Origin of the sequence: Bremerella sp. TYQ1, from assembly GCF_020150455.1 — a bacterium.
Taxonomy (GTDB): domain Bacteria; phylum Planctomycetota; class Planctomycetia; order Pirellulales; family Pirellulaceae; genus Bremerella; species Bremerella volcania_A.
On record NZ_CP083740.1, the window covers coordinates 4,379,022 to 4,394,860 of the forward strand.

Genomic DNA, 15,839 nt, shown 5'->3' on the forward strand with positions numbered 1-15,839 from the left:
CCCTTCGATGTCATGGTCAAAATCAGGTGTCCCCCCAACAATAGCACCGCGTCAGCACGATGCGCATTGAATCGTACTGCGTCTCGTTCCACTTGCAACGGTTGTCCCCTCTGTAGGGCCTGTTTACGGAGGCGTGGCCGTCGCTTGGCGCGGAAAGTTAACGCAGCTGAGGCCAGTTATTCGCTGGCAGTTGGGGAATCTTAGGGAAGAAAAACTTTTTGCGGCGACGGTTCGATATCAGTGACTTGGTCTTCGTCGTAGCGACGCACGGTAATATATCCTTGACGCACGTTTACGACCCTGGGGCCGTTCCTCTTCGGTTGAAACCCGCCACATGTTCCGCAAATGGGAAAGAGAAATTCCGGCACGCGCACCGGCTTAAGAGTATCCAGCCGCATCATTCCCCATTCATAGATCGCAACGTCCAACTCATCCGGGTCGATCGAAACATCATCCAAGTGTGGGAGCTTTTGCAGCGTATCGAGGCAGCCTTCATCGATCGATGTCGCCGAAGCGTTGAACGATACCAGCTTTTGGCAATCGGCCAGCGAGGCGAGACCTCGGTTGGTGACCTCAGGAGCTCCTTCAATATCTACGTACGTCAGATGCGGTAGTCGACCGAGCGAATGCATTCCTACGTCGGTGATCGTCGTTTCAGCCAGATTTATTTCTTCCAACTGCGGAGCGAAAGTTGGTAGCAGTTCCAAAACCTCGTCCGATGCCAGATCGTTGCTTAGCCAAATCGACTTCAGCTGAGGTGCCTTCAAAACGACCCTCATTTGCTCGATCGTCAGTTCTACCTTCGAAAGATCCAGCTCGCGCAGCGTCGGTAGCTGAGAAATGACTTCGACCGATCGATCGTTAAGCGGTGCCTCCGGCAACGAGAGAAACTCAAGCCGATGAAAATGAACGAGCTGCGGAACGATGGAGTCGACACCTTCCGGTTCGTACAGCGAGACGTAATCGATGTGCGCATGCAGATGATCCCCAAACAACCTTCGCAAAATCCAAGGTCCCGGCGGTTCCGGGGTCTCGCTCAAATTGATCACACTTTGATACTGAAACGAGGCAAACCCGCCGGCGTTTTCTATGGCCGAAATTACATTCGCTTCGCGCTGAGCCCGGACCACATCTCGGGCAATCCAGCCCATCGGCAACGAAAGCAACAGCACCAAGATCATTAGCCCGCGCAGGCTTAACGTAAGCCAACGGCGACGTAATTTCGCACTGGGTTGCACATCGCTACTCATCGCTTGAGTCTCTCTTTTTCGGAGAAGCTATCCAACGTTTGGGACTTCTATCTTTATCGCCTGTTGGCTGTGTCGGCACTAGGCGAGGAGGTCCGCTGACGAACTGAAGCGTTTTGGAGATATCTTTCGGCGGCTTAACATCTTCGCTGATGACCACGGTTTCGAGTGCCGGGAAGGTTTCCAACTGTTGGAGTCCTTCGGTAGTCACGAAGTTACCGCACAAGCCGAGAGTCTTCAGTTTAGGAAGCTGCTTGAGCGTGGCCAGGCCGGCGTCGGTAAGTTCGTTGTCAGAAAGCGTCAGCGATTCAAGCTCTTGCAGTTTTACAATCGTTTCCAGCGAATGATCGGTAAGTTGCGCGCGAAAGAGTGTCAGTTTCTTCAACTGCTTCAGTTTCGCAAGATGCCTCAGGTTCGTATCCAACGACTCCGAAGACTCCGGCGTTAGACCAATCGAAAGCTCTTCCAACTGCGGCCAACCTCCGATGGTTTTAAGGACCTGGTCGGTGAGCTGCACACTATTTGTGTGAAAGACTTTCAACTGTTTCAGCTCGGCCAGTTGGGCAATCCCTTCATCGGTGACCCACGTGGCGTGATCGAGCGAGAGCTTTTCGAGTTGGGACATCTGCGCCAGTGCCGATAGTCCCTCGTCTGTGACGGAACCGATATTCGTGCGGATACTAGTGATGCGTGGCATCTTGGCGATTTGGTGCAGTTTGAAGTCGGTTGCCGTGGTGCCGGAAAGACTGATCTCGCGGAGCGATTCCGATTGGCCGAGGATCTCGAACTGCTGGGGCGTAACAGCCGTTTGATGAAACCAGATATGCCGTAGTCGCGGTACTTTCGCCAGCTCCGCGGCCGACTCGTCTTCTAAATGGAACCAGCCGAGATGGACATAACGCAAGTCCCCCAGATGCGGCAGCAATCGAACTTGTTCGTTGTAGTCTTGCTGCGGATTGCCAAAACCAACTGAATCGACTCTGGCATACAGATGATCGCCAAACCAACGCCGCAGCGTCGCATTGCCCGGAGGTGTTCCCCTACGGCCAAACCCTGGTGCAAGGCTTCCTTCTTTTCGTTCGTAGTCGTACGAAATAATGACGCCGCCAGCTTTCGTCAGTTCGTCCACCACCGACTGCTCCACCCGCATCCGAACGATATCTTTCCCAATCCAACCGAGCGCGATACACAGCAACGTAACGACTACCAACAGCCCACGAATGCTAAAGCTCAGCCAGCGGCGTGACCGTTTCGGTTTGGTTTCACAACTGGTCATGGCTTGTCTGATGCTTCACTGAATGGCTGGAAGGGATCGTTGATTGTATCGGCGAAGTTGTCTGGCAAATCGGTCAAAGCTTCAGGCGAGACGAAGGGGTCTTCAGAGTCGATTGTATGTGTGGCTAAGATTGCTGAAAATGTAGCGTTGTCCTTATCAAACTGTGAATTGTCGGCGAAGTCGAATGGGAGGGCACACGTTCCACAAAAGACTTGGCGATGGTTGCGAAGAAAGACCTGAAATCTTCCGCCGAGGTAGACCTCGTCGAGCGTCGAAGACTGCGACAACTTGTGTAGGCCATGAATCGAGATTCGCGTGCCGCTCAGGTTCGCCTTCGTCAGTTGGGGTAAATTGGCCAGGTGTTTCATGCCGGCATCGGTAGTCCGGCTTGCATCACAGGCCAGTACCTTCAAGCCAGACAACTTGCCGATCGTCGCCAGAGCATCATCATCGATTTGAACTCCATCGATCGTCAAATTCTCGAGTTGAGTCAAGTTCGAAAGCTGATGGAAATTCTCTCCTGGGGCGCGATCTGTCTCTGAATGAAAGGAGAGGTGCAGACTGCGGAGCGATGTTAAGTTCCCAGCGGTCTGAAACCATTGATCGTTGTATGAATAATTACAAACATACAAGCTAGTCAACTGCTTCAGCTCTCCAATCGCCTCGACTTCCTCGGTCGTCTCCTTCTGTTTCCAATAATGAAACGAAAGACTACGAAGTTGCTCAAAGCCTGCCAAAGTTTCAATCGCTTGCCTCGTTATCGGCACATCATGTAGGGAGATCGTTTCCAGCTTTCGAAAGTCAGAAAGCACTTTCAAATAGGGCAAGCTCGACCGTGACATTGGAAAGTTAATGCACGTCACGTTAGGTAGTACGGTTAGCTTTCGCAATTGGGCTGGGGAAATCGCGACGCCACTCAGATCAATCATTTCTAACGTTTTCAGACTCGCTAACAGTTCAAGTTCTTCCTCCAAAATCGGTGCCCCATGGTCATCCGAGTTTTCCATGAACAGATGAATACTCTTTAGCGAACGCAATTTTTGCAACTCGGGACCAAGCCGAACCAACTCTTCCAATGGCATATGGACACTCTCGATGTCTTGGTACAAATCCTCGTCATGGCCCCAATTCATCGTCCTTTTCCAAAGATGGCTCGGGTACTCTTTCCAAGTAATCGGATCTGCTTTGCGAAGTCGCGGTCGAAAGGTCCATCCATTTGCTAAATCAATCTTCGAGTCAACATCTTCCTCGACGCGATATTGAGCCAAATCATGTTCGCGCCACTTGATCGGTAACACAACGCCAACGGCAATCAGCAGCGTGAATATCAACAACCCTCGAATACTAAAGCTCAGCCAGCGGCGTTTCGCACGGGGCTTTTGTTCGATCGTGTCGTTCATGGCGAATTCTCCTTGGGACGGTTCCGCACGAAGTACATCGAATGATCGGTTTTGGCTTGGGTGGGGGTTAGGAATCTCATTTCGACTAAGCAATCCATCGTCACCGCATCGCCCCAGTCAGGTCGAATCCAGAGGTGTCGAAATGTTGCCACGTTATTCAGCGGCAGCTACCCGCGGTCGGTCACTCGGGTCTCGCGTAAGTCGAGCGCTTCGAGGGATGGGTGATCTTTCAGCTCGGCCAAACCGGTGTCGGTGATCCATGTGCCGCGGATCGACAACTCCCTTAGCTTCGGCAATCGAGCGATGGTTCGCATTGAGCGGTCGCCGATCCTGGCTTGGGGAAGTTCCAGCGTTTCCAGCTGCTTAAGTGCTTGCAGCTTGGTGAAACCTTGGTCGCGAAACTTCGATTGGAAGTCAGGTCGAATCGATAAATGCTTCAGGCAAGTAAATTGAGAGATCGTTGTAAAATGATCGTCTTTGATCGGGACATATTCGATCGCCAGCGCTTCGAGCTGCGTAAGCGTCTTTAGCTGATCGAAATGTCTCAGGCCCTCGTCCGGCAATGCTTCCAGCCGCAGCCGACGAAGATGCGGCATTGCTCCGATTGCCTGCATCCCTTGCCGCGTGATCGAGTGTTCGTCGTAGCGACCGTTGAGAAATGAAAGATGCAGTTCCTGCAAGTTGGCAAACGTCGGGAGCGAAGCGAGCAGCCGGTCGTCCATCGCTTCGACTCTTAACCACACCGCTTGCAGCGACGGCGATTGGGCCAGCTTTGCGAACTGTTCGGCTGATATTTGTCCCTGCATCAGCCGCACTTCTCGCATCCGCCGGAGAACTTCGATTTGCGGATCGCCCAGCGGAACATTTCCCAGGGCGACCCGTTTCAGATGGGTCAATCCTTTCAGTCGGACGACGTCCGCGGCGGCTTCTTCGGCGTTTTTCGTTTGGGCGAAGATCTCGACCGCTTCTACCCTGGAAAAGAGATGCTCGCCCAACAAGTCGCGCAGCCACTTCGGCCCTGCCGGATCTTGGGGCTCGCCGAGCTGCTGCGAACGCTTGTGGTAGTCGTAATAAACTTGCCCGCCACTTTGCATCACTTCGTCGACAATCGCGTTCTCTTCGATCATCTGCACATAGTGCCGCCCCAGCCAACCGAGCAACAAACAGACCAACGTCATCCCAATCAAAAGCCCGCGAAAGCTGAAGCTCAGCCAACGGCGGCGTGGTTTCGCAGAGGGCTCTGACGTGTGGGGCATTGGCTTGGTAGACGAAGGACCGGGAAAACCACAGCAGCGGGGGACATCGAGATAGTCCTGATCGTACCGGATGTGATGATTGTCCGCGAAGATTTTGTGGTTTGCTTCTCCCCCGGACTATTCGTGTGACCTAAGGTTTCCCAGCGTTTCGCATCAACGAACACTGCTGATTGAACCGCGGCCGTCGAGGAAGTCTGCCGCGAACTGGCCGAAAAGAGTTCTCTTCATGATCGACATCGAAAGCCAAATGCTGGATGCCCTCGCGCTGCTTTACCGTGGTTTGGAAGAACCGCTGGAAGGTCTCGACGAAGAGATCCGCGCGATGTGCTTCGAGGAAGTCAATCAACTGGGCGACTTGACCCAGGCCCAGCGCATTATGCCTGAACCGGAAATGCGCGATCGAACCGTCCTGCGGCATTGTTTGAATCGCCGCTACTTGCCGATGCCGATCGATATTCTGACCGAGCGTTTTCTCGACTTGTACGAGAACGCTCCGATCCCGCAGCACAATCAGCTGATCGTCGATACGCTGCCAACTCACTGCGAAGTTCCGTTGACGCGTGTGCGAAACATTCAGTGGGATCGGTTCACTTACGAAGCGAGTGTCGGCGGCAAGTTCCTCACGTGGGCCCACTTGCTGACCAATGCCGACATGGCCAATCCAACGGTGGCCGATCGGCTTTACGCCCAACATATGCAGCCTTGCTACGAACATGACACCGCGTCGCTGCAGTACAAGCTGTATGCCCGTTGGAACTTGTCCGACGCCCTGCCGAGCTATTCCCAAGAGATGGGTCTGACCGAAGGGGTGTTCCTGGCAATGCATCCCAACAACCCCGCGACCGACTTTCTCGTTCACTTCCAGTTCATGCTGACCACATGGATTGAACTGAACGTGAAGGAGAAAGGAATCAACCTTCGCGAGGCGGCGTTAAGCTACTGCATGGACTTGCCGGAAGATGTCTTCCAGGAACTGATGCCGCCGCTGTCGCAGATTGTCGTGATCGACTACCCAAACCAAACCCTCTACCACTTCGGTACCGACCCCAGCACGATCTGCCGCATGATGCACGATTCGCACCCTGAGTTTGTTTAGGGCGAACGGTAGACTTGTAGGGTCCGCTGTGCGGACGCCGTGGCAAAAGTAAGCCAACAGAGCAACGTCAAGCAGCCGATTCGGTAGGTGAATGACGTCAGCCAACTTCAGTCGCTTCACTAATAATATCGCGTCCGTAATTCAAACCTCATTCGCCAGTAGAAAGTTCTTTGAAACGTTGTATGTCAGGCGGAATGGTGCCCCAATCTGGATGATATTGTCCTTTGGCAACCCAGCGATGGAAAGTTGAGAAAGGCCATTGGCTGGGTGATTGAACATGGCCATGTTTGACGGGGTTCCAATGGATGTAGTCCAGATAAGCCGCGAACTCTTCCTCATCACGAATCGAGCGTTCCCAGAACTTTCTTTGCCAAACGCCAGCACGCCGATGCTTTTGCTGGGACATCGATACGGGCTGCGTGCTTCCTCCTATTTTCAAATAGGCCTGCGTAAATTCTTTTTTGATCCATCACCAACGCATTGAATACGCAAAATCGCCTCGGGGCAGACTCCAGATCGCGTGCAAGTGATCGGGCAGAAGAACAACCGCAGGTACCCGAAATGGCCAACGACGCTGGGCCTCGCGAATGATCCGACCTAACATTCGAGCGATGGGTTCGCGATGAAAAATAGGGGCACGATTCTCTGTCACTACCGTGAAGAAGTACATTCCACCCGCAATCTTGGCACGACGATAATTCGACATCCATAGAGCCCGCTGTGCGAACGTGGAATAAAGTTGAAAACAGATAGCAGTGTCGAGTTAAGCTTAGCAGCGCGAAATAGTAGCGAGCAATTATTGATTTTGACAACGTCTAACTGCGTCCGCACAGCGGACCCTACGCTAACTCGGTACCGACCCCAGCACGACCTGCCGCATGATGCACGATTCGCACCCTGAGTTTGTTTAAGGCGAACGGTACGTTATTGCCAGCGGAAGAACTTCAACGCGACGACAAACGAAATGGCTCCCCACAGGACGAGGACGGTTGTTTCGTGCATCAGCGAGAACAGCCCCATGCCTTCCAGCATGACGCCGCGCAGGGCATCGTTCAGGGCGGTTAGCGGCAACAAGCGGATCGCCGGCTGAAGGAATTCGGGGAAGCGTTCGCGGCTGAAGAAGATGCCCGACAACACCCACATCGGCAGCATCACCAGGTTCATCAGTCCCGAAACCGTCTCGACCGTTTTCGCGCGGCAGGCAATCAACAGACCCAGCCCGGCGAAGCTGACCGCACCCAGCAAAATGAACAGCAACAGCGTCAACGGATTGCCGGCTATCTGCACGCCGAAGACCAGCCACGAAAAGATCAGCAGCAGCAACACTTCCGGCACCATAAACAACAGCCGGCTGATCATCAGCGACCCAAGAAAGTCGCTCTTGCGCATCGGTGTGGCTAGGAACCGCTTCAGCAATTTACGAATCCGCATGTCGACCGTCACGAAGCCGACACCCCACAGTCCGCCACCCATCAGCCCCATACCCAACAGGCCTGGAACTAAGAAGTCGATGTAACGTCCCCCCGGCATGTCGAGCACGGTCGTTGTCACCTCGGCGGCATCGACGCGTCCGGCCGCCGTTTGCAGCATCAAGTCGACTTCATTCCGTGCCAGTTGGCTTTCCGGTCGTGTGGGCACATATAAGTAGTCATACGTTTCTGTTTCTGTAGCGGTTACGACCAAGTCGGTTCGCCCGGTGCGAAGTCGCTCCTTTGCCGCCGCTTCGTCGCTGTCGCCCAACTGAAAACGAGCGTCTTCCCCGAGCGCCGTGCGGGCCACGTCCGCTTGCGGTCCGATCACTTCGACACGAAACGTCTGCTCAGGCTGCTCGCGAAACGCGATCCCCAGCGCCACCGTCATCATGATCGGAAAGCCATACACCCAGAACACCGCTTCCGGTTCGCGGTAAAACTCTTTCAGCCGAGCAATCACCAGCTGCGTCAGAGGACGGATCGACCAGGCCATGTTACTCTCCTCCATCTCGCAGGTGACGACCAGTTAGCGTGACGAACACATCTTCCAGGCTTGCCTGGCGCGTTGTCAATTGAGCTAACTGGGCTTGTTCGCTACGCAGCTTATCCATCACCGCCGGCAGCGCGGCATGCAACTCTTGCACATGCAGCACGATTGTTCCGGCGTCGTCATGGGTCGACTGCACGCCTGGCAATTGGGCAAACGACTCGTGCGCAGGAACGGGGCTCTCTTCATTCACGCGGAACTCGATGACCTGATCTCCGCCCAGCCGAGTAATCAAATCACGCGGCGTTCCCAGGGCAATCACTTTCCCTTGATCGACCACCGCGACGCGATCGCACAGCCGTTCCGCCTCGTCCATGTAATGAGTTGTCAGCATGATCGTACGGCCGCCATCGCGCAAATCTCGTACGATATCCCACAGCTGCCGTCGCGATTGCGGATCGAGCCCGGTTGTTGGTTCGTCGAGAAACACCAAGTGAGGATCGCCCACCAATGCCGAAGCCACCGCGAGCCGTTGCTTCTGACCGCCAGAAAGGTTCTTGATACGTGCGTCCGCTTTTTCGTTCAGCGAAACCAGATCGAGCGCTTCGTCCGCTGTGATCCCTTGATGATAGAAGCTGCGAAAGAGCACGATCGTCTCTTTCACCGTCAGCTTCTCGCTTAACCGAGTCTCTTGCAGCGAGATGCCGATCCGTTGCCGAATCTCTTCCTCTTCGCGGCTGCCCCACTGCTTGCCGAGCACTTCGACTTCACCGCTGGTCGGTTTCAGCAACCCTTCCAGAATCTCGATCGTGGTCGTCTTCCCAGCACCATTGGGACCCAGCAGCCCAAAGCATTCGCCAGCATGAACTTCTAAATCCAACCCTCGCACCGCCTCGACCGGCGGCTTGCCGGGATAGGTTTTGACAAGGTTATGACAACGAATCGTAGGGGGCATCGACGAACCTTGATTGCGGCGGGGTTGGGCGAATGGCTGACGCAGTCACTGTTCTACGTTGGCTTCCAGAGAATGAAAACCACCGCCATGAAGATCGCTACGAGGACACCAAATTGCCGCAAAGGTTCGCATATTGCCCGTGAATATTGTCGAAACGCGACATAATCTGGTCCCATCAGGGTGTCAAGTAATAAAAATTCTCATAAAGAATTAGAATATTGACGATGCATTAACGCCTGCCTATATTAGGGGTCTCTTATGCCTCTTTCTTACCACTGCTCTACTTTCTCGATGAAGGTGCCTGTCATGTCGGTTACACCTCTAAAAAAGACGGGGTTTACGCTCGTCGAACTGCTTGTCGTGATTGCCATTATCGGCGTTCTGATTGCCCTCCTATTGCCAGCCGTGCAACAGGCCCGCGAAGCCGCACGTCGGATGCAATGCAGTAACAATTTGAAGCAAGTCGGCTTGGCTTTGCACAATTATCACGATACCTACCTCGCTTTGCCCCCCATGGTCATTCGACCGATCGGCGATGCCGACGATAACGGTGGCGGTGCCGACGAAGTCGAAGGTTGGGGCTGGGCCGCGTTCCTGCTTCCTTACATCGAACAGAGCGCGCTGCACGAAACGGCTGGCATCGGTACTGGGAACCACCTCGAAAACGAATTGAACAATGCCATGCTGGTAGTCGTCGACGGCTATCGTTGCCCTTCCGATACCGGCAAGTCGGTTGGCGATGCGGCTCAGCGGTTCCTGAAAGGGGGCGGCATGAACTACGCCGTTTACAACCATTCGCGTACGGCTCGACTTGATGGAGGCGATGGTGCTTTCTATCGCAACAGCGGCCGTAGGTTTCGCGACGTGACGGACGGATTGAGCAACACGCTTGCTGTGGGAGAAAGCTGTTCCAAGCTCAACGGGCAAACGATGAGCCTCAAGTCGTGGGCCGGCTGTCAGCAAAGCTTGGGTGGTAACTGTGTTGACGAAATCGCGATCTCAGGACGTTGGCCAATCAACGACAGCACGGGGACGGTCGATCAAAAAGGGGAAGCGTTAAGCAGTCTTCACCCAGGCGGCGCAATGACGCTGAAGTTTGACGGAAGTGTGAGCTTCTTATCGGAAAACATTCAGTTCATCCGCTCGACCCCGGCAACGGCCAACAATGATAGCGCTTGCGACAGTCTGTATGAATACATGATCGCCATCGACGATGGAAACCCGATCAGCATTCCGTAACACTCTGTCGGCGTCCATTCCTCTCCGAGCCGGAAGCGTCACTGTTGGCTTCCGGCTTCTTGCCTGGTGCTACTTCCCTACCCTGTCACTTGCCATATAAAGGAACCAAGCTGATGGTTCGCGCGGTTACCCTTCTGTTGACACTGATCATTGTCGTTTCGACGCTTGGCTGCTTCGAGTCTGGCGCGAAAGATTTGCCCCCTTTGGGTTCCGTCACGGGTAAAGTTACCCTCGATGGTGCTCCTTTGTCCGGGGCTACGGTAACGTTCCAATCGGTGGAGATGGGACGCATGGCTTCCGGCAAAACTGATCCGTCTGGCAATTACACGCTTTACTTGTTGAACGACACCAAGGGAGCCATCTTGGGCGAAAACAAGGTTTTTATCACCACGTTTGAGCCCGCCGACGATTCGGTGAAAGGAAGTGGCAAACCAGAGACATTGGCAGCACGTTACCACGAAAAGACCGAGCTTTCGGCCAACGTTGCCGAAGGCTCGAACCAGTTTGACTTCGACCTTAGCACGAAGAAGTAAGCCCGTTCTGGAAACTTTTTCCTGCCGCCACGGTTTTCTCACGGCGTCAGGAATGCGAAAGTGGGTGAGTCCTCCGGCTGTGCCGCATCGGTCGGACTATCTTCCCTCTCACCCAATTCGCGCCGCCATGGGAACGTTCGAACTGCTGATCATCGTCTTGATGATTGCCTTCAACAGTGTCTTTGCCGCCTACGAGATCGCTTTGGCCTCGATTGGTTTGGGCCGCTTGCATGCGCTGGTCGATGCCAAACGGGTCGGGTCCGGGGCGGCGCTGCGGATGAAACAGAAGATGGAGGCCAGCCTCGCGGTGGTGCAGCTAGGCATCACATTGGTTGCCGCCGTGGCCGCAGCGACGGGAGGTGCCGGAGCCGCCGAGAAAGTCGAGCCGATGCTGATCGAGTCAGGCTTCTCCGAAACGGTCGCCGCGCTTTTGGCCATTGTCTTAGTCGTCGCGCCGCTGACGATGGTGACCATCTTGTTCGGCGAACTCGTTCCCAAGGTGTTCGCGCTGAAGAACAAGGAATGGATTTGCCTGAAACTATCGCCACCGATGGAATGGTTTTCGTACGTCGTCTGGCCGGCGGTGTGGTTCTTTGAAAAGTCGGTGACCGGAATCGTTTCCCTTTTCGGCGGAAGCAACGGCGACAAAGACAACGTTTCGGAAGCAGCCATTCGCGAACTGCGCGGGGCCGCGTCGCTGGCACGTATCAGCAAACTGATCGGCAAGCGGGAAGAAGGCATCATCGTCAGTGCCTCGCGGCTGTCGGCGACACCCCTGACCGAGATCATGTTGCCGTCCGAATACATGGGCACGCTACCCGCCGACGAAACGATCGAGAATGCCCTGAAGCTGGCCTATCGCACGATGCACACGCGGTACCCCATCACGCAGCGAAATGGCGATCCGCAAAGCATCAACGGATACGTCAACCTAAAGGACATCGTCGCCGAAGAAACCAACGGCAACACAACCGCAAAAGTAAGCACGCTGATTCGTCCGATCATTTCGTTCGGAGCCAAGTCTTCTGTTTCGGAATGCTTGGAACGCCTGATGCGAGAGCGGCAGCATATCGCCGTCGTTCGCGACGACAACCGCATCATCGGGATGGTCACGCTGGAAGATATCGTCGAAGAAATCATCGGCGAGATCCACGACGAGTTCGACAAGTTGCCATCCTTTCTCCGCCGCTCCGGCGAAGGCTGGGTCGCCGGCGGTTTTGCCTCGCTGAGCCACGTCCGCGATGCGACCGGAATTGTGTTGCCCCCTCCCAGCGAGAAGCCGGTGCTGAACGTCAACGACTGGATTCTGCAGCACTTTGAAGACCCGCCGCGTGTCGGTCAAACGGTCGAAGCGGATGGCGTGCGCGTCACCGTTTGGAAGACGAAAGACGCGCTGGTTCGCGAAGCCTACCTGGCCGCGATCCCCACGCAAGAACCAAGCGAAGCAGAGAGCGACGCCGCTGAATGACATGCGACCAGCGCGGACAACTTCGTGCCACAGCAGATTTTGATCGATTGACGATAAACGCTTAAACCGCAGGCAGTTTCGAGAAATCGACCGTCCGGCATTCACCATCTCGGCATGACGGTTGCAACTTAGCTTCGGCAAGTTGGTGCCGTGAGCGAACAGCCACACCACACTTTTCCGACGTGCGACATCGTTTGCACACCGGACTCCTTTCGGCACTGGATGACGCAAGATTCCTCGCACAGGAAAGGATCGTCCGATGAAATACGGACTCGCAGCGGCCTTATTGGTCGTGCCATTTTGGATTGCCGCCGGCAGTTCGGCCGAAGCGCAGAACTGGAGCAACTTTTCGACTCCTAACGAGTCGTTCGCTGACGAACCCTACGACGCGAACGTCTACGACGACAACCGTCAGCAAACCGCCAATACACGCTACAGCGGCTATACCCCGCGACATAATCAATTGAACGCGCCATGGTTTGGCGAGTCGCCGACCGATTCCGATTGGACTGTCGGTGGAGCTTACCGCACCGGCAACTATTGGAAGACGGCCGACTTCGCCGAACCTGTCACGCGGTATCGTTTTCCGCTACGCGAACGTTCGACGATTCGCGTTCACACCAATTACGTCTACCCGACGCCGCTGTACGATCCACCCATCTACAGTCCTCCGGCACCCTATCCATTGCACCCGCCGGTCGACATGGATTTAGACATTGACTAATCCCTAATCTGGATAAGTCACTGGCCGACGCGATTCCAACGACGCGCCGGCCAGTTTTTTGCGCGGTACCATTTCCGGGCGAATACTACGGCAATAAGCCTTGCAGAATTTCGACCGCTTCTTCCTGGCCATCATCTGGCAATGGAAGAGAGATCAGGTGCATTCGAATCAGTCGTTGTACGCCCAAGTTTCGGGAACCGTCCAGCAAATCGCCGAGAACTTCTCGCCTTGCTTCCACGTCAGGCACAATCCGAATCAATTGATCCAACGCGAACGCAGCCGATAGATTGGTATCGTCCGCCATCTTGCCCATCGTATGAATTCTCGCCAAACGACTTCCATTCATCTCTGTCTCGCGATGCGTTTCTGCTACCTGTCGATGTTCGCGTAATTGACCGAGCATCGCCTCCAACTCGCGTCGTTGGTTTTGAATAATCTCTTCCTTCACGCGCAGTTCGTTCCGCATCCGTTCCATTCCTTCGCGCAACTCGGCCGCGTCAGCACGGATCTTTTCCATTTCCTCGGCCCTGGCACGCTCGCGTTCTTCCCGCTCTTGCTTCTCGCGCTCGATCGTCGCAGTCGATCGCGGAATATACTGAGCCATCGCCCCTTTCGACATCCCCAGCGTGACCAACAGCCCGACGACGAACGACCAAAACAGCTTAGTTGAAATTGAATTCCGCATACCGAGAACTCCGCCCAAAGAAACCAACAGAAGTACCACAACCGATGTTCTACCACCGCCGATCACGAAACGCCAACGGTACGGCCCGCTGTCCGGACGCGGCAAAGTGCTATCATCGAAAGAAAGCGTTGGTCAAGGATTCGGCCTGAACGCATCAACGCGGCGCTGGTGTTCAGGTTCGACCTGTTTTCGGCGTCCGCACAGCGGACCCTACTGGAAAGAAACTCAGCGGGTGTTGATGAATATGTCTGAAAGAAGTGGGAAGTCGTCCGTGAGAATTGAATTATAAACAAATATGCGTACAGTCTGCGAGAAGTATTTAGCAAGTTCGTCGTACGTATACGCGTGGGGTACGCAGGAACAGGACCAAGTCTCGCAAGAAAATGACGTAAATCAGTGCGCAAATCGTCAACCAAAAAGTCCTTTCGGTACCTGGAAACTCGTAAACAATCTCCAGAAGCCAGAGCAGCACGGACCCGTCTTTCTCACTTCCGCTTTCGATGAAATTCACTTCGGATTTCAGGATCTTGCTGGTAGCCGAGCGAAGCCATTTTTTGGGGCAGCTGTTCGTCGAAGAGATCGACGTGAACGGTTTGCAGCGATTTCAAACCACCCAGGAAATCGAGCCCTTCCCGGTCATATTTCGGTTCATAGCTTGAAAGATAGAGGAACTCGAGCGCGTGCAGATTGGCGAGGTGGCTGAGTCCTTCGTTGGTCGCGTGGTGATCGTGGAGACGAATCAGTTTCAGCTTCGTTAGCTGACCTAAGACCTTCATGGTCTGGTCGCCAGCGTTTACGTTCAGCAATAAAACCTCTTCCAAGTCGGTCAGGTTTTCCAGGGACTGGAAACCACGATCGCTGAACGAATCGAGGTTTTGATTGCGACTAAGGGTCAAGTGACGCAGATTCCGGAGCTTGCCGATGACGGCGAGCGATCGATCGGTGATGTCGACGCCGACGACTTTAAGGGTTTTCAGCTGCTGCAATTTTTCGACGACCTGAAACCCTTCGTCCGTGATGTCAGGCAGCCCGAGCATGAGATGCGTGAGCTTAGGCATCTCGCCCAATACGGCGAGCCCTTGGTTGGTGACACGGCTCGGCTTCAACTTAAAATCGGAAGTGAAGTGTGCATCGGTAAGATACAGCGTTCGAAGGCTCTCGATTTCGTCGAGCGACCGAAGGTGTTCGTCGGTGAGACCTCCCTCGATATCGATCAGGCCCAAAGTATCGAGCGTTTTCGATTCGGCGAGTTGCTGCACACCTTCAGGAGAGATTGAAACATTGACCAGTCGCAGCCATCGCAAGTTGGGAATTTTGACCAGCATTTGTATGTCTTCTTCGGTGAGTGTGACACCTTCCAAATGAAGATAGTAAAACGCCGGCAGCGTGGCGATTTCCCGAAAGAGTGGGCCAAGCGGATTCCACTGGTCAAACTGGGCACCGATGACCCGCGAATGCACGTAAGGGCTGAACTCCCGTTGTGCTTCGGAATCGCCTGGTGGTTCCATGTAGCCAATACCCCACCCTTCGACCAGTTGAAAGTCGTAGACCGGTCGAACGCCATTCGCTTCCAGCTTCTCGACGATCGGCTGTTCCTGCCGCCATAGCGCGATGTCGCGATCGTCATCCGCCATGGCCGCGGACACAGGCCCAAGCAGCAGCAGAGAGACGGCGGCAAGAAGGGCGATTACCGGAACATGGATTCGACGCATTCGATACATGGAAAACTCTTGAAGGTTATCGAAACAGGGAACCGACGGCGTGACACGGCTTCTTGGAACGATCTGACGTTAGGGCTGGCGCGGAGATGCTATCACCATTTGACGTTTCTTGGCGTTCCGCTAGAAAGTAGGACTTGGCACTTTCTTTCTTGGCGGGGCATCCCCACTTGCGGCGTCTGAATTCCCATTTTGTGAACCGACTTACCGCCCGACGTTGGGGGCAGATCGCAACTTGCGCAAGCAGTTCTGGAAATGCTCGCAAGTTTCTTACCTTAGTTTA

15 protein-coding genes are annotated in these 15,839 nt (G+C 54.5%); 5 read left to right on the forward strand and 10 right to left on the reverse strand.

What is annotated here, in order from left to right:
- Positions 1-200: 200 nt before the first annotated feature.
- The 4 genes from LA756_RS17570 to LA756_RS17585 form a co-directional block, all read right to left on the reverse strand.
- Positions 201-1,250, reverse strand: a complete 1,050-nt coding sequence (locus LA756_RS17570) for a hypothetical protein (protein ID WP_224436027.1) — start codon at positions 1,248-1,250, stop codon at positions 201-203.
- Positions 1,243-2,523, reverse strand: coding sequence for a hypothetical protein (locus tag LA756_RS17575; protein WP_224436028.1), 1,281 nt, complete (start codon positions 2,521-2,523; stop codon positions 1,243-1,245). Before LA756_RS17575 ends, LA756_RS17570 begins: the two co-directional genes overlap by 8 nt.
- Positions 2,520-3,923, reverse strand: coding sequence for a leucine-rich repeat domain-containing protein (locus tag LA756_RS17580; protein ID WP_224436029.1), 1,404 nt, complete (start codon positions 3,921-3,923; stop codon positions 2,520-2,522). Before LA756_RS17580 ends, LA756_RS17575 begins: the two co-directional genes overlap by 4 nt.
- A 167-nt stretch (positions 3,924-4,090) precedes the next feature.
- Positions 4,091-5,179, reverse strand: coding sequence for a hypothetical protein (locus LA756_RS17585; protein WP_224436030.1), 1,089 nt, complete (start codon positions 5,177-5,179; stop codon positions 4,091-4,093).
- 226 nt (positions 5,180-5,405) lie between these two features.
- Here LA756_RS17585 and LA756_RS17590 point away from each other — a divergent pair, with 226 nt between their 5' ends.
- Entirely contained in the window at positions 5,406-6,275 is an 870-nt protein-coding gene (locus LA756_RS17590; RefSeq protein WP_224436031.1) for a late promoter transcription accessory protein, read from the forward strand.
- 148 nt (positions 6,276-6,423) lie between these two features.
- Here the strand turns inward: LA756_RS17590 and LA756_RS17595 are convergent, their stop codons facing one another.
- From LA756_RS17595 to LA756_RS17610, 4 genes are all read right to left on the reverse strand, one after another.
- Positions 6,424-6,681, reverse strand: a complete 258-nt coding sequence (locus LA756_RS17595; RefSeq protein WP_224436032.1) for a hypothetical protein — start codon at positions 6,679-6,681, stop codon at positions 6,424-6,426.
- Between the two features lie 63 nt (positions 6,682-6,744).
- Positions 6,745-6,981, reverse strand: coding sequence for a transposase (locus LA756_RS27355; RefSeq protein WP_369123632.1), 237 nt, complete (start codon positions 6,979-6,981; stop codon positions 6,745-6,747).
- Between the two features lie 218 nt (positions 6,982-7,199).
- Positions 7,200-8,240 (reverse strand): ABC transporter permease, encoded by a 1,041-nt coding sequence (locus LA756_RS17605; RefSeq protein ID WP_224436033.1) that lies wholly within the window; start codon positions 8,238-8,240, stop codon positions 7,200-7,202.
- Position 8,241: 1 nt separating this feature from the next.
- The gene (locus tag LA756_RS17610; RefSeq protein ID WP_224436034.1) at positions 8,242-9,189 is read right to left on the reverse strand and encodes an ABC transporter ATP-binding protein; all 948 of its coding nucleotides are present in this window, start codon (positions 9,187-9,189) and stop codon (positions 8,242-8,244) included.
- A 306-nt stretch (positions 9,190-9,495) separates the two neighbouring features.
- Between LA756_RS17610 and LA756_RS17615 the strand changes: the two genes are divergently transcribed.
- The 4 genes from LA756_RS17615 to LA756_RS17630 all read left to right on the forward strand — a co-directional run bounded on the left by LA756_RS17615 (position 9,496) and on the right by LA756_RS17630 (position 13,153).
- Complete coding sequence (locus LA756_RS17615) at positions 9,496-10,428, forward strand: DUF1559 domain-containing protein (protein ID WP_224436035.1); 933 nt, start codon at positions 9,496-9,498, stop codon at positions 10,426-10,428.
- A 113-nt stretch (positions 10,429-10,541) separates the two neighbouring features.
- A complete protein-coding gene (locus tag LA756_RS17620; protein WP_224436036.1) occupies positions 10,542-10,961 on the forward strand; it encodes a carboxypeptidase-like regulatory domain-containing protein in 420 nt (139 codons plus the stop codon).
- 52 nt (positions 10,962-11,013) lie between these two features.
- Positions 11,014-12,429, forward strand: a complete 1,416-nt coding sequence (locus LA756_RS17625) for a hemolysin family protein (protein WP_224436037.1) — start codon at positions 11,014-11,016, stop codon at positions 12,427-12,429.
- 259 nt (positions 12,430-12,688) lie between these two features.
- The gene (locus tag LA756_RS17630) at positions 12,689-13,153 is read left to right on the forward strand and encodes a hypothetical protein (protein WP_224436038.1); all 465 of its coding nucleotides are present in this window, start codon (positions 12,689-12,691) and stop codon (positions 13,151-13,153) included.
- Positions 13,154-13,238: 85 nt separating this feature from the next.
- Here the strand turns inward: LA756_RS17630 and LA756_RS17635 are convergent, their stop codons facing one another.
- Together LA756_RS17635 and LA756_RS17640 are read right to left on the reverse strand one after the other, a co-directional pair.
- On the reverse strand, positions 13,239-13,838 hold the full coding sequence (locus tag LA756_RS17635; protein WP_224436039.1) for a hypothetical protein: 600 nt from the start codon (positions 13,836-13,838) through the stop codon (positions 13,239-13,241).
- A 485-nt stretch (positions 13,839-14,323) separates the two neighbouring features.
- Positions 14,324-15,559, reverse strand: a complete 1,236-nt coding sequence (locus LA756_RS17640) for a hypothetical protein (RefSeq protein WP_224436040.1) — start codon at positions 15,557-15,559, stop codon at positions 14,324-14,326.
- Between the last annotated feature and the right edge of the window lie 280 nt (positions 15,560-15,839).

Excerpts from the sequence above, each read along its gene's own strand:
- LA756_RS17570 (WP_224436027.1), bottom strand. The coding sequence starts at position 1,250 with ATGAGTAGCGATGTGCAACCCAGTGCGAAATTACGTCGCCGTTGGCTT.
- LA756_RS17575 (WP_224436028.1), bottom strand. The coding sequence starts at position 2,523 with ATGACCAGTTGTGAAACCAAACCGAAACGGTCACGCCGCTGGCTGAGC.
- LA756_RS17580 (WP_224436029.1), bottom strand. The coding sequence starts at position 3,923 with ATGAACGACACGATCGAACAAAAGCCCCGTGCGAAACGCCGCTGGCTG.
- LA756_RS17585 (WP_224436030.1), bottom strand. The coding sequence starts at position 5,179 with ATGCCCCACACGTCAGAGCCCTCTGCGAAACCACGCCGCCGTTGGCTG.
- LA756_RS17590 (WP_224436031.1), top strand. The coding sequence starts at position 5,406 with ATGATCGACATCGAAAGCCAAATGCTGGATGCCCTCGCGCTGCTTTAC.
- LA756_RS17595 (WP_224436032.1), bottom strand. The coding sequence starts at position 6,681 with ATGTCCCAGCAAAAGCATCGGCGTGCTGGCGTTTGGCAAAGAAAGTTC.
- LA756_RS27355 (WP_369123632.1), bottom strand. The coding sequence starts at position 6,981 with ATGTCGAATTATCGTCGTGCCAAGATTGCGGGTGGAATGTACTTCTTC.
- LA756_RS17605 (WP_224436033.1), bottom strand. The coding sequence starts at position 8,240 with ATGGCCTGGTCGATCCGTCCTCTGACGCAGCTGGTGATTGCTCGGCTG.
- LA756_RS17610 (WP_224436034.1), bottom strand. The coding sequence starts at position 9,189 with ATGCCCCCTACGATTCGTTGTCATAACCTTGTCAAAACCTATCCCGGC.
- LA756_RS17615 (WP_224436035.1), top strand. The coding sequence starts at position 9,496 with ATGTCGGTTACACCTCTAAAAAAGACGGGGTTTACGCTCGTCGAACTG.
- LA756_RS17620 (WP_224436036.1), top strand. The coding sequence starts at position 10,542 with ATGGTTCGCGCGGTTACCCTTCTGTTGACACTGATCATTGTCGTTTCG.
- LA756_RS17625 (WP_224436037.1), top strand. The coding sequence starts at position 11,014 with ATGCGAAAGTGGGTGAGTCCTCCGGCTGTGCCGCATCGGTCGGACTAT.
- LA756_RS17630 (WP_224436038.1), top strand. The coding sequence starts at position 12,689 with ATGAAATACGGACTCGCAGCGGCCTTATTGGTCGTGCCATTTTGGATT.
- LA756_RS17635 (WP_224436039.1), bottom strand. The coding sequence starts at position 13,838 with ATGCGGAATTCAATTTCAACTAAGCTGTTTTGGTCGTTCGTCGTCGGG.
- LA756_RS17640 (WP_224436040.1), bottom strand. The coding sequence starts at position 15,559 with ATGTATCGAATGCGTCGAATCCATGTTCCGGTAATCGCCCTTCTTGCC.